This is a genomic window from Cupriavidus sp. SS-3 (genome assembly GCF_035818815.1).
GTDB lineage: Bacteria > Pseudomonadota > Gammaproteobacteria > Burkholderiales > Burkholderiaceae > Cupriavidus > Cupriavidus taiwanensis_C.
Genome location: NZ_JAYLVT010000003.1, coordinates 127,225 through 141,309 on the forward strand (window position 1 = coordinate 127,225; position 14,085 = coordinate 141,309).

13 protein-coding genes are annotated in these 14,085 nt (G+C 68.1%); 4 read left to right on the plus strand and 9 right to left on the minus strand.

Annotated elements, in window-relative coordinates; translation table 11 throughout:
* Positions 1-191: 191 nt before the first annotated feature.
* Complete coding sequence (ggt, locus tag U9J39_RS06510; protein WP_326346781.1) at positions 192-2,072, plus strand: gamma-glutamyltransferase; 1,881 nt, start codon at positions 192-194, stop codon at positions 2,070-2,072.
* Positions 2,073-2,163: 91 nt separating this feature from the next.
* Here the strand turns inward: ggt and U9J39_RS06515 are convergent, their stop codons facing one another.
* The 5 genes from U9J39_RS06515 to U9J39_RS06535 form a co-directional block, all read right to left on the minus strand.
* Positions 2,164-2,913, minus strand: a complete 750-nt coding sequence (locus tag U9J39_RS06515; RefSeq protein WP_326346782.1) for a hypothetical protein — start codon at positions 2,911-2,913, stop codon at positions 2,164-2,166.
* A 120-nt stretch (positions 2,914-3,033) separates the two neighbouring features.
* A complete protein-coding gene (locus tag U9J39_RS06520; RefSeq protein ID WP_115679858.1) occupies positions 3,034-4,110 on the minus strand; it encodes a phosphotransferase in 1,077 nt (358 codons plus the stop codon).
* A 59-nt stretch (positions 4,111-4,169) separates the two neighbouring features.
* Complete coding sequence (locus tag U9J39_RS06525; RefSeq protein ID WP_115708830.1) at positions 4,170-4,898, minus strand: histidine phosphatase family protein; 729 nt, start codon at positions 4,896-4,898, stop codon at positions 4,170-4,172.
* A 73-nt stretch (positions 4,899-4,971) separates the two neighbouring features.
* Positions 4,972-5,751, minus strand: a complete 780-nt coding sequence (locus U9J39_RS06530; protein ID WP_115708832.1) for an oxepin-CoA hydrolase, alternative type — start codon at positions 5,749-5,751, stop codon at positions 4,972-4,974.
* Between the two features lie 42 nt (positions 5,752-5,793).
* On the minus strand, positions 5,794-7,317 hold the full coding sequence (locus tag U9J39_RS06535; RefSeq protein ID WP_326346783.1) for a 3-hydroxyacyl-CoA dehydrogenase: 1,524 nt from the start codon (positions 7,315-7,317) through the stop codon (positions 5,794-5,796).
* A 187-nt stretch (positions 7,318-7,504) separates the two neighbouring features.
* Here U9J39_RS06535 and U9J39_RS06540 point away from each other — a divergent pair, with 187 nt between their 5' ends.
* Positions 7,505-8,146: a glutathione S-transferase gene (locus U9J39_RS06540; RefSeq protein ID WP_115708836.1), complete on the plus strand. Its 642-nt coding sequence runs from the start codon at positions 7,505-7,507 to the stop codon at positions 8,144-8,146.
* Positions 8,147-8,255: 109 nt separating this feature from the next.
* Here the strand turns inward: U9J39_RS06540 and U9J39_RS06545 are convergent, their stop codons facing one another.
* A complete protein-coding gene (locus U9J39_RS06545; protein ID WP_115708838.1) occupies positions 8,256-9,428 on the minus strand; it encodes a pyridoxal phosphate-dependent aminotransferase in 1,173 nt (390 codons plus the stop codon).
* 73 nt (positions 9,429-9,501) lie between these two features.
* On the minus strand, positions 9,502-10,050 hold the full coding sequence (locus U9J39_RS06550; protein ID WP_116312346.1) for a PIN domain-containing protein: 549 nt from the start codon (positions 10,048-10,050) through the stop codon (positions 9,502-9,504).
* Between the two features lie 49 nt (positions 10,051-10,099).
* On the opposite strand from U9J39_RS06550, the gene yaaA reads away from it, so the two are divergent.
* The gene (gene yaaA, locus U9J39_RS06555) at positions 10,100-10,885 is read left to right on the plus strand and encodes a peroxide stress protein YaaA (RefSeq protein ID WP_115711604.1); all 786 of its coding nucleotides are present in this window, start codon (positions 10,100-10,102) and stop codon (positions 10,883-10,885) included.
* Between the two features lie 38 nt (positions 10,886-10,923).
* The gene (locus U9J39_RS06560; RefSeq protein WP_115708842.1) at positions 10,924-12,057 is read left to right on the plus strand and encodes a M14 family metallopeptidase; all 1,134 of its coding nucleotides are present in this window, start codon (positions 10,924-10,926) and stop codon (positions 12,055-12,057) included.
* 82 nt (positions 12,058-12,139) lie between these two features.
* Here U9J39_RS06560 and U9J39_RS06565 read toward each other — a convergent pair whose 3' ends face one another.
* Together U9J39_RS06565 and U9J39_RS06570 are read right to left on the minus strand one after the other, a co-directional pair.
* A complete protein-coding gene (locus U9J39_RS06565; protein ID WP_442784888.1) occupies positions 12,140-12,937 on the minus strand; it encodes a BspC domain-containing protein in 798 nt (265 codons plus the stop codon).
* 249 nt (positions 12,938-13,186) lie between these two features.
* Entirely contained in the window at positions 13,187-14,074 is an 888-nt protein-coding gene (locus U9J39_RS06570; protein ID WP_115679866.1) for an N-formylglutamate amidohydrolase, read from the minus strand.
* Positions 14,075-14,085 lie beyond the last annotated feature (11 nt).

Consider the following 14,085-nt stretch of genomic DNA (forward strand, 5'->3'; position numbering starts at 1 on the left):
GCCGCGGGCAGGGCGTTGGCGTGGACGGCTTGTCGATGTAACGGGCCACGCGGAGGAGTGGGGTTGAGGCGGGCGAAATATTTTTTCGTGCCGGCTGCCAGGGAGCGGATGTGTCGGGCGCCAGACTTCCGTCCTCGCGGGATGCTCCGATCGACACTACAATCGTTGGATCCCTCTGCCGGAGATATCGCATGGCTCACCCAGACCTCACTTCGATGGCGTGGCGCGGCGCGCTGGCGCTGGCCCTGTCGGCGCTGCTCGGTGCCTGTGGTACCCCGGGCGAAGGCCCCGCCACCCCGGCGGCCTCCACTGCGCCGGCAGCGGCGACTCCGCCGGCGGCGATGCCCCCTGCGCCGGAGGTGTCCTCCGGCTACCGCCCCGGCCTGACCACCGTCTATGCGCAGCGCCATATGGCCGCGGCGGCCAATCCGCTCGCCACCGAGGCCGGGCGCGCCATGCTGCGCCAGGGCGGCTCGGCCATCGATGCCGCCATCGCCATGCAGGCGGTGCTGACGCTGGTCGAGCCGCAGGCCACCGGCATCGGCGGCGGCGCCTTCATCATGTACTGGGACGGCAAGAACGTGCAGGCCTTCGACGGCCGCGAGACCGCCCCCGCCGGCGCCAGCGAGAACCTGTTCATGCGCCCCGACGGCAAGCCCATGTCGTTCAGCGAGGCCCAGATCGGCGGGCGCTCGGTCGGCACGCCCGGCGTGATGCGCGCGCTGGAGATGGTCCACCGCAAGCACGGCCGCCTGCCCTGGGCCAGGCTGTTCCAGCCCGCCATCGAGCTGGCGGAGAAGGGCTTCCCGATCTCGCAGCGGCTCTACACGCAGGTCGCGGCAGACAAGTTCCTGGCCGGTTCGCCGGAGATGGCCGCCTACTTCCTCGATGGCCAGGGCAAGCCCAAGCCGGCCGGCACGGTGCTGAAGAACCCGAAGCTGGCGCAGACGCTGCGCGACATAGCCCGGCGCGGCGCGGGCGTGCTCTACGGCGGCCCGATCGCGCGCGACATCGTGGCCAAGGTCAACAACGGCAGCAATGCCGGCTCGCTGTCGCTGGCCGACCTCGGCAGCTACCGCGCCAAGCAGCGCGTGCCGGTATGCACCGACTACAAGCGCTATAAGGTCTGCGGCATGCCGCCGCCGTCGTCGGGCGGCATCGCCATCGCGCAGATCCTCGGCACGCTGCAGGCGCTGGAAACCAAGAATCCCAAATACGCGCTGGCGGCGCTAAAGCCGCAGGCCGTGAACACGCCGGCGCAGCTGGAAGCCCATCCCGATGCCGTCCATGCGATTGCCGAGGCCGACCGGCTGGCTTATGCCGACCGCGGCCTGTACGTCGCCGATGCGGATTTCGTGCCGGTCGACGTCAGCGGCATGGTCAACCCGTCCTACCTTGCCGCGCGCGCCGATCTGATCGGCGAGCAGAGCATGGGCAAGGCCCAGCCGGGCACGCCGCCGGGCGCCACGCTGGCCTACGCGCCGGACCGCTCGCCGCCGCGCGTTTCCACCTCGCAGATCGTCGCGGTCGACGACCGCGGCGGCGCCATTTCCATGACCACCACGATCGAGTCGTACTTCGGCTCGCATCTGATGGTGCGCGGCTTCATGCTCAATAACCAGCTCACCGACTTCTCCTTCGTGCCCAGCGAAAACGGCAAGCCGGTGGCCAACCGCGTGCAGCCGGGCAAGCGCCCGCGCTCGTCGATGGCGCCGACGCTGGTGTTCGATCGCCAGAGCGGCCAGCTGGTGGCAACGGTCGGTTCGCCGGGCGGTTCGCAGATCATCGAGTACGTATCCAAGGCCCTGGTCGGCATGCTCGACTGGAACCTGGACCCGCAGGCGGCGATCGGCATGGGGAACTTCGGCAGCCGCAACGGCCCGACCGAAGTGGAGCAAGGTCTGGTGTCGCCGGGGCTGGTGCAGGCACTGCAGGCGCGCGGCCACCAGGTGACGGCGATCGAGATGACCAGCGGCACGCAGGCGATCGTGCGCCGCCAGGGACCGGATGGGAAGATGGTGTGGGCAGGCGGGGCGGATCCGCGGCGTGAGGGGGTGGCGCTGGGGGATTGAGCGAAGCCGGGGCGTGCGCGACTTCACAACGACTGGGCGCTGCAGGACGCCGCAGGTCCAGGCGTCGCCGTTTGGCGCCCGGCATCGGCTGCTATACGTTCATATAGCTCTGGTACTCATACTTCGCGCCAAGAACCCCGGCAATCTCGACAAATGCCGCAGTGATGGCATCAGAGCGTGACGCCGAATAGTCGAACAACAATTCGAATCCGCTCGACCTCCAGGCCCCGGCGCTCGTTCCCGGCGGCCGGTTCCTGGCAGGAACCTTGAACTCAAGCGTTACCGCGTAGTAGCCGCCGCCCTTGGCGGGGAGGATCTCCGTAAAGCGTATTGTGGAGATCGACCAGCAGGGGAAGCGGAAGCTATCGCCGCCGAAGCGGAAGCCCGACCATGCGCGGTCACGCGAGCGGAACACCACAAGCGAATCGCCAGGATGCGTCGTCGCATCGTGCTGGTCGGCCAGTTCCGTGCAGGAAACCATCGAGGCGTCGGAACCCTCGCCACCCGACTCGACGTCCAGGTATTGCCCGATCGTCACCATCAGGTCGTCATAGAGGCGGCGGGTGCCTTCACGCCGGCCTTCCGCTTCATCGGTCAGGAAAAATCGCTTGAACCGTGTCTTTGCTCCGCCCTGGAGCGGCACTTCGAGCCGTTGGCGCGGCGTCTCTTTGGCGGGGGCAGTGGCGAGCATGCCGTTGGTGCGGTCCGCCAGCCAGAACAGCAAGACCGTCTGCACGGGAGGCACTGCGACCAGGGTGGCCAGGCCGGCGAGGGCGCCATAGTCTGACCACACCATAGACGCCGCGATGGCTGCAGGGAGCAAGTAGTAAAGCCAGAACATCCTGCGATTTGGGTGTTTCTGTGGATTCTGGCGATTATGCCGTGCTTTGCCGCACCGACAAGAAAACGCCCCTGCAAGCCTTCAGGCTTGCAGGGGCGTGGCGATAGGGCTGCTCAGCCCTCAGCCCTTCGCCTTCTTCGCATACTCCCACCCCATCTCGGCCATCGGCCGCGCGCGCTTGCCGGCGTCGGTGGCCTGCGCCGACGAGGCGGTGCCGTCGACCACGCGCTTCATGATGCCCTGCAGGATGCCGGCGATGCGGAACATGCTGAAGGCCAGGTAGAAATTCCAGTCGCCGGTGATGGGACGGCCGGTGCGCTGCTCGTACAGGCGGCGGTAGCTGGCTTCGTCGGGGATGCCGAGCGCGGCGAAGTCGAGGCCGGCGATGCCGCGGAACTGGCCCGGGGCGATATGCCAGCTCATGCAGTGGTAGCTGAAGTCGGCCATCGGGTGGCCCAGCGTGGACAATTCCCAGTCCAGCACAGCCAGCACGCGCGGCTCGGTCGGGTGGAACATCAGGTTGTCGAGGCGGTAGTCGCCATGCACGATCGAGGTCAGGTCGGCGTCTTCCTGCGGGATATGCTGCGGCAGCCAGTCCATCAGCGCGTCCATGGCCGGGATCGATTCGGTCTCGGACAGCTTGTACTGCTTGGTCCAGCGCTCGATCTGGCGCTGGAAGTAATTGCCGGGCTTGCCGTAGTCGCCCAGGCCGATGGCGTTGTAGTCGACCGAGTGCAGCGCGGCGATGACGCGGTTCATCTCGTCGTAGATGGCGCTGCGCTCGGCCGTGCCCATGCCCGGCAGCGACTGGTCCCACAGCACGCGTCCGGCGACGAATTCCATGATGTAGAAGGCGCGCCCGATCACGGATTCGTCCTCGCACAGCGCATACATGCGCGCCACCGGCACATCGGTGCCGGCCAGCGCGGCCATCACGCGGTACTCGCGTTCGATCGCGTGCGCGGACGGCAGCAGCTTGCTCTTGGGGCCGGGCTTGGCGCGCATCACGTAGGTCTGCCCCGGCGTCACCAGCTTGAAGGTCGGGTTGGACTGGCCGCCCTTGAACTGCTCCACGGTCAGCGGGCCGGCAAAGCCCTCCACGTGCTGGCGCATCCAGGCTTCCAGCGCGGCGGTGTCGAAACGCTGCTGCTCGGCCACCGGGCGCGTGCCTTCGAAGTGCGATACGTTGCTGGTCATGCTGTCTCCGTTGGGTGTTTTCTGTTCGGGTTCGATGAGGAAATCGGGGGCGGGGAAGCTCAGCCGGGCGGCTGGCGTCCGCGCAAATACTGGTGCAGCAGCACTTCCATGGTGGTGTGGCGCGAGCCGCTGTGCACGGGCGTGGGCGGCGAATAGTTGGTCATGCGCACCACCCAGTCGAGCGGGCCGTCGCCCATGTCGAGCACATTGATGCAGCCGGCGGTCTGCAGCAGCGAGCCGAAGAACACGCGCCGCCCGCAGGTGATGGCCTGCGACAGGATGGCGCGGTTGGTGCCGCCATGCAGCACCATCAGCACGGTATCCCAGTCGGGGTCGTCGCGCAGGCGCGCCAGCGCGGGCAGCACGCGGTCCAGGAAGGCACCGATGGTCTCGCCGTTGAGAAAGCGCTTGGCTTCGGGCACTTCGCCTTCGAAGGCGCCGACGAAGGCATCGCGCAGGTCCTCGCTGGCGATCGCGGTCAGGTCGCCACCGCGGATTTCCTGCAGTTCCGGCCAGACTTCGGGGGCGATGCCGTCCATCTCCGGCAGCTCGGCCAGCACGCGCTGTGCGGTCTCGACCGTACGCGGCAGGCCGCTGACGATGACGCGGTCGAAGCGGATCTGCTCCGCGGCAAAGGCGCGGCCGGCGGCAGTGGCCTGCATGCGGCCGGTCTCGTTCAGCGGCACCAGCTCGGGCAGGGCGGTGCGGCGGCCGGCGTCGTCGAAGTAAGACACGGCACCATGCCGCATCAGGTAGATGCGGCGACGCGAGGACGGCGGCAATTCCATGCGTGGTCTCCTTGCATTGTGCCGGCATGCCCGTCTGCGCGGGCTCGCCGTGTGAATGATACGCCCGCGCGGATCAGCGGTATTGTGGCTTGCGCTTCTCCAGGAAGGCGCTGATGCCTTCGCCGCCGTCGGGGTGGTGCAGCGCGGCCACGAAGCTGTCGCGCTCGGCCAGCAGATGCTCGGCGCGCGACGCGGTGGCGGCATGGTTGATCAGCGCCTTGATGCGGCCCACCGCGTGCGGCGACTGCCGCGCCAGGCCCGATGCCAGGCGCAGCGCTTCGTCCAGCGCCTGGCCCGGCCCGGTAACGCGGTTGACCAGGCCGAACTGCGCCAGCCGGTTGGCGTCGACCGGCTTGCCTTCCATCATCAGTTCGCTCGCCAGCGGCCGCGGCAGTGCGCGTGCGATCTCGTACGAGCCGCCGCCGTCGGGCGTCAGGCCCACCGAGACGTAGGCCATCACGAACTTCGCATCGCTCGCCGCCACCACGAAGTCGCAAGCCAGCACCACCGAGAAGCCCGCGCCCGCGGCCGCGCCTTCCACCGCCGCGATGATCGGCTTGGGAAAGGCGTGCAGCGACTCGATCCAGCCGTTCAGCAGCGCGATGCTGGCGGCCTGCACCTCGGGCGGCTGGCTGCGGTTGCCGAGCAGCCGGTTCAGGTTGCCGCCGGCGCAGAAGATGCCGTCGGCGCCGGTAATGATGACCGCGCGCAGCGAGTCATCCGCCGCGGCCTGTTCCAGCGCCTGTTGCGAGGCCGCGTAGATGTCCGGGTGCAGCGCATTGCGCGCCTCCGGGTTCGAGATGGTCAGCACCAGCGTCGAATCGACGCGGTGGGAAAGCAGCTGTGCGGGCATGGGCGGGGGGCTCGGTGAGGGCGGAGGCGGACGACAGGCCGGTTACTGCTCTTCGGCCAGCAGCGACAGGCCCAGGCCGGCACGGCGCCACAGCCACGGGCTCGGGCGATAGCGCATGTCGCCGGTCAGCGCTTCCATGTTGCGCAGCGTTTCCAGCACCAGTTGCGGACCGACCGCGTCGCCGAGCGCCAGCGGGCCCTTGGGGTAACCCAGGCCCAGGTTCACGGCCAGGTCGATGTCGGCCGGCGTGGCGATGCGCTGCTGCGCGATATCGCTGGCGATGTTGATGATGCAGCAGAGCACGCGCTGGGCAACGAAGCCGGCGGAGTCGCGGATCACCGTGACCGGCACGCCGTCGCTGGCGAACAGGCCGTGCGCGGCGTCGCGCGCGGCGGCGCTGGTGGCCGGCGTGGTCATCAGCGTGCGGCGTTTAGTGGCCTCGAACGGCAGCAGCGTGTCGATGGCGACGGTGCGGGCCGGGTCCAGGCCCTGCTGCAGCGCGCTGGTGGTGGCGTCCAGGCCCAGCGGCGTGACGATGATCAGCGCGTCGGCCGAGGGCTGGTTGCCGCCTTCCGGGGTCACGCCGAGCGCGCCCAGCAGCTTGGTGACCATGGCGTGGCCGCGCTCGCTGGCGTGGCTGACCCACACGCTCGACGGGCGCGCGCTTGGCACCGCGGCGGCGGCCGGCACCTGCTTCTGGCCATCGGCGTAGGCGTAGAAGCCGGCGCCGGCCTTGCGCCCGATCAGCCCGCCGACCGCGCGGATCGCGGTGATCGGCGACGGACGGTAGCGTGGCTCCTGGTAGAACTGGTTGTAGATCGATTCCATCACCGGGTGCGACACGTCCAGCCCGGTCAGGTCCATCAGCTCGAACGGCCCCATGCGGAAACCGGCCTGCTCGCGCATGATGTTGTCGATGTCGGCAAACTCGGCCACGCCTTCCTGCGCGACCTTCAGGCCTTCGATATTCATGCCGCGGCCGGCATGGTTGACGATAAAGCCCGGCATATCCTTGCAGCGCACCGGCGTATGGCCCATGCGGCGCGACAGCGCCATCAGCGCGTCGCCCACCGCCGGGTTGCCCGACAGGCCGTCGATGACCTCGACCACCTTCATCAGCGGCACCGGGTTGAAGAAGTGATAGCCGGCGATGCGGCCGGGGTGCTTCGAACCGACCGCGATCGCGGTGATCGACAGCGACGAGGTGTTCGAGGCGATGATGGCGTCTTCGCGGAGGATGGCTTCGAGCTTGGCCACCAGGTCACGCTTGACTTCCAGCTTTTCGACGATGGCTTCGAGCACCATGTCACAGTCGGCCAGGTCTTCCAGCGCACCGCAGGGCTTGACGCGGGCCAGCGCGGCCTCGGCGTCGGCGGCGCTGAGCTTGCCCTTGTCGGCGAGCTTGGCCAGCGTGTCCTGCAGATACTTGCGCGCGGCTTCCACCGCCTGCGGGTTGGCGTCGTACAGGTTGACGGTCAGGCCTGCCTGCGCGGCGATCTGCGCGATGCCCCGGCCCATGGCGCCGGTGCCGACGATACCCAGCGTATCGATGGTGAAAGTGCTCATCATTCGTCCCAAAAGTTGTGGTTAAATTAGCACGATCGTACGTTTTTTGCACCTTCCGCGACAGACCGGCGGGGCAGGCCGCGTGCGCTGATCGGCCAGCCGGTTCACTGAAGACGCCGGATGGTCCACAATCCCCCGTTCCACGCGATTCGATGCGGGAACCCATCCCATAACGGAGACAGACGACATGCTGAAGCTCTGCGGATTTGCCGCCAGCAACTACTACAACAAAGTGAAGCTGGCGCTGCTGGAAAAGAACGTGCCGTTCGAAGAGGTGCTGGCCTGGATCGGCGAGACCGACCCGGCGGCGACGCCGGCGGGCAAGGTGCCCTACATCATCACCGAATCCGGCCCGCTGTGCGAGTCCGAGGCCATCGCCGAATACGTCGAAGCTGCGTATCCACAGACGCCGCTGCTGCCGGCCGACCCGTACCAGGCGGCCAAGGTGCGCGAGATCATCGTGTTCCTGGAGCTCTACCTGGAGCTGACCGCGCGCGAGCTGTACCCGGAAGCCTTCTTCGGCGGCAAGGTCAGCGACGGGGTCAAGGAGCGCCAGCACAAGCTGCTGAGCCGCTATATCCCCGCCTTCGCCAGCCTGGCGAAGTTTTCGCCGTACATCGCCGGCGACCGCTTCACGCTGGCCGATTGCGCCGCCGCGGTGCACCTGCCGCTGGTGTCGTCGTGCACCAAGATCATCTACGGCACCGACATGCTGGCGGAGCTGCCGGTCAAGGACTACCTGAAGACGCTGTCGCAGCGCGAGTCGGTGCAGAAGGTCAATGCGGACCGCAAGGCGAATACCGAGCTGATGATGAGCCGGAGGAAGTAAGGGGTTCGGCTTGCCGCTTGGGTACTCCCTCGCCCGCTTGCGGGAAAGGCGAGAAACACCGCCCTCAGATGCAAATACGCCCGCGATCCGCGGGCGTTTTCGATTTACTTCAAAGCTTCCCCAGCCGCTCCAGCGCCAGCGCCAGCGTCTCTTCCTTCTTCGCGAAGCAGAAGCGCACCACGCCCGATTCGCGCGGCTGCGAATAGAAGGCCGAGACCGGAATCGCGGCCACGCCGATCTCGCGCGTCAGCCACATGGCGAAGTCGGCCTCGCTCAGGTCCGAGATGGCGGAATAGTCGACGCACTGGAAATACGTGCCGTCCGACGGCAGCAGCTTGAAGCGCGAGCCCGCCAGACCCGCGCGGAAAAAATCGCGCTTGGCCTGGTAGAACGCCGACAGCTGCAGGTAGGGCGCGGCATCGGCCATGTAGTCGGCGAGGCCGTGCTGCACCGGCGTGTTCACCGTGAACACGTTGAACTGGTGCACCTTGCGGAACTCCGCCATCAGTGCGGCCGGTGCCGCCACGTAACCGACCTTCCAGCCGGTCACGTGATAGGTCTTGCCGAAGCTGGAGATGACGAAGCTGCGGCGCGCCAGTTCGGGATGGCGCGACACCGATTCATGCTGCTGGCCGTCGTAGACCATGTGTTCGTAGACCTCGTCCGACAGCAGCAGGATGTCGGTGCCGGCCAGGATCTGCGCCAGCTGGTCCATGTCGCCCGCGCGCCAGATCGTGCCGGTGGGGTTGTGCGGCGTGTTGATGAGGATCATGCGCGTGCGCGGCGTGATCGCGGCGGCGAGCTTGTCGAAGGGCACGCGGAACGCGGGCGCTTCCAGCGCGACCGGCACCGCGGTGGCGCCGGCCAGTTCGATCGCCGGCAGGTAGCTGTCGTAGCACGGCTCCAGCACGATCACCTCGTCGCCCGGATGCACTGCGCACAGGATCGCGGTCAGGATGCCTTGCGTGGCGCCCGCGGTGACCGTGATCTCGCTGTCCCAGCTGTACTGGTGGTCATACAGGCTGGCGATCTTGGCGGCGATGGCCTGGCGCAGGCGCGGCACGCCCGCCATCGGCGGGTACTGGTTATGGCCGGCGCGCATGGCACCGGCCACGGCATCGACGATGCTCGGGTCGCAGTCGAAGTCCGGGAAGCCCTGGCCCAGGTTGACCGCGTTCTTTTCGGCGGCGAGCGCCGACATCACGGTGAAGATGGTGGTGCCGACGTTGGGCAGGCGCGACGGCGGCGGCGTCAGTGGGGCGAGCGTGGTGTCTGCGGACATAGGGCGCGAGTCAATGCAGTGGGGACGGTAGGCAGGTGTGCGGCGGCGCAGGGCGCCGCCGCGAGCCGCCATTCTAAAGCGGATCGGCGGCCGTGGCCGGGTCCAGCGCGGCCAGCCAGGCGGCGAACGCCGGCGGCGTCATCACTTCCACGCCGCTGCTGCGGCGCAGGCGGCTGCGCAGCTTGAGCACGGCCTTGTCCTTCGACACCAGGCAGGCGGCGCCGGCAAAGTGTGCCAGCTCGACGAACTTCTGGTCGTCGGTGTCCTTGCAGCGCGGCAGGCGCAGGGCGTCGCAGTCCGCCTGCGGCGGTGCCGCTTCGAGGCTGGCGAGGCGGTCGACGGTGGCCAGCGCGGCGCCGATATCGATTTCAAAACGGGCAAATTGCGGATAGGCCAGCACCCGGCGCAGCTCCTCGCGGCAGTCGGCGCGGATCACCGGGGCGATGGTGCCGGCTTCCAGCGCGGCGCGGATCGGCTCGACATGCGGGTCCTGGAAGACCAGCAGGTCCACCCAGATATTGGAATCCAGCACCACGCGCGGCGCGGATGTGATGCCGGCGGGGCGGCCGGCGTCCCCGGCAGTGCCGGCGGGCGGGGTGGTTGCGGTGGTGTCGAGGCGCATTCGCTACAATCTGGGCTTGTTTGTCCTTGGCTACTGCCGCGATTTTGCCATGCTCATCGTTTTGTCTCCCGCCAAGTCGCTGGACTACGAGACTCCCGCCCGCATCAAGACCCACACGCTGCCGCGCTTCATCGACCGTTCCGCCGCGCTGATCGAACGCCTGCGCCGGCTGGCGCCGCAGGACGTGGGCGCGCTGATGGACATCTCGGACAAGCTCGCGGTGCTCAACGTGACGCGCTACGCCGACTGGTCGCCGACCTTCACCGCGGCCAACAGCAAGCAGGCGGTGCTGGCCTTCAACGGCGACGTCTACGACGGCCTCGACGCCAAATCGCTGTCGGCCGACGAGCTTGGCTTTGCGCAGAAGCACCTGCGCATCCTGTCCGGCCTGTACGGCGTGCTGCGCCCGCTGGACTGGATGCAGCCGTACCGGCTCGAAATGGGCACGCGCCTGGACAATGCCGCCGGCAAGGACCTGTACGCGTTCTGGGGCGACGACGTCACGCAGATGCTCAACGCCGACATGGCCGAGCTCAAGCAGGAGGGCGCGCCGGTGCTGGTCAACCTGGCCTCGGAAGAGTATTTCAAGGTGGTGCGGCCCAAGGTGCTGCAGGCGCGCATCGTCACGCCGGTGTTCGAGGACTGGAAGGGCGGCCGCTACAAGATCATTTCGTTCCACGCCAAGCGCGCGCGCGGCACCATGGCGCGCTACGCCGTGACGCACCGCGTGACCGAGCCGGAGAAGCTCAAGCGCTTCGCCGAAGACGGCTATGCCTTCGACCAGGCGGCCTCGGACGCGACCCGCTGGGTGTTCCGCCGTCGCCTCGAAGACTGACCACGCGTCCTGAACCCATCGCCACGAGACCGCCAGCCATGCTGCATATCTCTTCGCATTTCGATTCCGGTGCCATCGAGGTCGAGGCGCTCGACCGCGCCGACGATATCCGCCTGCGCATCCGTGCCGACTCGCATGCCGACTTCCGCCAGTGGTTCCATTTCCGGCTGCAGGGCGCGGCCGGGCAGGCCTGCCGCATGCATTTCCTGAACGCGGGCGACTGCACCTATCCGGACGGCTGGCGCGACTACCGCGCGGTGGCGTCGTACGACCGCGCCAACTGGTTCCGCGTGCCGACGCGTTTCGACGGCCAGGTGATGACGGTGGAAGTCACGCCCGAGCACGACAGCATCTGGTTCGCGTATTTCGAGCCTTATCCGGACGAGCGCCACCTGTCGCTGCTGGCGAGCTGCCAGCGCTCGCCGCTGGCGCGGCTGTCGCACCTGGGCAGCACCGTCGACGGGCGCGACATGACGCGCGTCACCATCGGCGAGCCGGGACCGGGCAAGTCCACCATCTGGATGATCGCGCGCCAGCACCCGGGCGAGAGCATGGCCGAGTGGTTCGTCGAGGGCGTGCTGCAGCGGCTGACCGGCACCGGCGTGTGGGCGGGCGACCCGGTCGCACGCAAGCTGCTCGAGCGCGCGGTGTTCCATATCGTGCCGAACATGAACCCCGACGGCTCGGCACGCGGCAACCTGCGCACCAACGCCGCGGGCGCCAACCTGAACCGCGAGTGGATGGCGCCGAGCCCCGAGTCCAGCCCCGAGGTCTATCACGTGCGCCGTGCGATCGAAGCCAGCGGCTGCGACATGTTCTTCGATATCCATGGCGACGAGGGCCTGCCGTACAACTTCGTCGCCGGCAGCGAGATGCTGCCGGGCTTCACCGAAGCGCGCCGGCGCGAGCAGCAGCGCTTTATCGAGGCCTTCAAGCGGGCCTCGCCGGACTTCCAGGACGTGCACGGCTACGCCGCCAGCAAGTACAACGCCGACGCGCTCAAGCTGGCGTCCAAGTACATCGGCCATACCTTCGGCTGCCTGGCGCTGACGCTGGAGATGCCGTTCAAGGACAACGCCGACCTGCCGGATCCGGCGGTCGGCTGGAACGGGGCGCGCAGCGCGCTGCTGGGAACGGCGATGCTGCAGGCGATGTTGGATTATCTGGGCTGAGCCGAGGCATCGGCACGCTGGTGGTTTTCTCGCCTCTCCCGCAAGCGGAAGAGGCGAGAACACAAGCGCTCGAACGGAGGCCCTACTGCTTCTTCTTGCTCTTGCTGGTCGCCTTGGCCGACGTCGACTTGGCCGAGCTCGACTTCACCGACTTCGATGCCGAGGCCTTGCCGGACTTCGACGCCGTGCTCTTGCCCTTGGCCCCCTTGCGGCTCTTGCTGGCCGAGGTGCGCGTGGCGGTGGGCACCGCCGGCGCGGCCGCGGGTTCGCTGATGGTGGCGCCGCTGCTGTCGAGCAGCTCGTAAGCCAGCATCATGCCGTCGTCATAGCCGCAGCGCACCTTCACCGGCTGCCAGTCGTCGCTGCCCTTGCGCTTGTGCGCGGTGGCGGCGAAGGTGACCACCGAGCTGACCGGCACCGCCTGCTTGCCCGGCGAGAAGCGCCCGCTCCAGGGTTCGGTGGTGGCCTGTCCCGCTGCGAGCGCGCCGGTGGGGATCTTCAGCGCATCGTAGGTGGCCGAGCGCGGCACCACCCAGCTGGCGTGCGCGGCGCAGTCGGCCACGTCGCTGCTGGCGTTCTCGGTCTTCATCAGCTGCTCGCGCATGCGCGCGCGGTACTCGGACAGGCTGACGCGGCCGCGGTCGGGCAGGTTGATGGTCTTGATGGGAGGCGAAGCGGAAGCGGCCGGGGTGGGGAGAGCTGCGGGGCGGGCTGGTACCGGGGCGGGTGCGGCGGTTGCAGGGGACGGCGCCGGGCTGGCAGCGGTGCCGGCGGCTTCGTCCGGCAGGTTGGCGCAGCCTGCCAGCGCGATCGCACCGGCTACGGCGGCGGCCACCATGCGCAGCCGGCTGCCGAGCATTGCGGAGATTCGTCGGATCACGGTGTTAGCGTTGTGAGCGTGTGTGCTTGCCTGGGATTGCCTGCCGGCGCCAGGGGCCGGCGGCCAGGATGGGTTCGCAAAGGATTGCCATGATAGAGGAAACCCATCTGCCAAAGTTCCTAAATCTTGTTACCCATTCTTCTAAAGCCTGGCCGACACGCTAACGCCCGCGCGAAGTGATCCCGGCGCGGGCTCGAAGTTTCCGAAGCTGGCCCCGGCGGCGCAGACGGGCCGGGGGCACAGGATTTTTCAGGCCACGCGCGACGGCATCGCGCGCGTAAAGCGCAGCAGTTCGTCGAGCAGGCTGTTCAGGTCGTGCCGCAGCTTGGCGAAGCCGGCGGTATGCGTGAGGCCGGCCTCGTCCATGTAGAGCTTGCGGTTGACCTCCAGCTGCAGGCTGTGGCGGCCGGCCTGCGGCTGTCCGACCACACGCACGATCTCGACGCCCTTGTACGGGTGGTTGCGCCAGACCTCGTAGCCCATCTCCTTGAGCAGCCCCTCGACCCGGTCGGTGAAGCGCTTGTCGCAGGTGGTGCCGTCGCGGTCGCCGACGACGAAATCCGGATGCTCCAGTCCGGGGAATTCAGTCGCGAACGGTGCGGCGTGGCTGGGCATCGAGTGGCAGTTGATATGCCAGGCGCTGCCATGGCTGGCAACGGCGCGCTCGGCCAGCTTCTGCAGCTGCGCGTAGTAGGGCAGGTAGCAGCGTTCGATGCGCGCCTGCACCTCGGCCACGCTCAGCTTGCGGTCGTAGATGGCTTCGCCGGTGTCCAGCACGCGCCAGACCAGGCCCTTGCCCAGACGGGTCTTGGCGGTCTCCTGCTTCGCGCCGGGCCAGGGCGCGTCGAGCAAAGCTTCGTCGATTTCCTCGAGCGCGCGGTTGGCGTCGAGGTAGCTGCGCGGAAAACCCGCGCACAGCAGCGGGATGCCGCGCGCCGGGGCACCGGCGTAGAGCTCGTCGACAAAGGTGTCCTCGGCCTGGCGCAGCAGCGGCAGCGGCAGCGCGGGATCGGGGCGGAAGTCCGTCGGGTAGGTGGTCGCGCTGTGCGGCGAGTCCAGGAACAGCGCCGCTGGCTCGCCCTCGGGCTGGTACAGGCAGAACGGACTGTCCGCGATGGTTCGGTCGGTGTCGGTCATGGTGTGCGTTG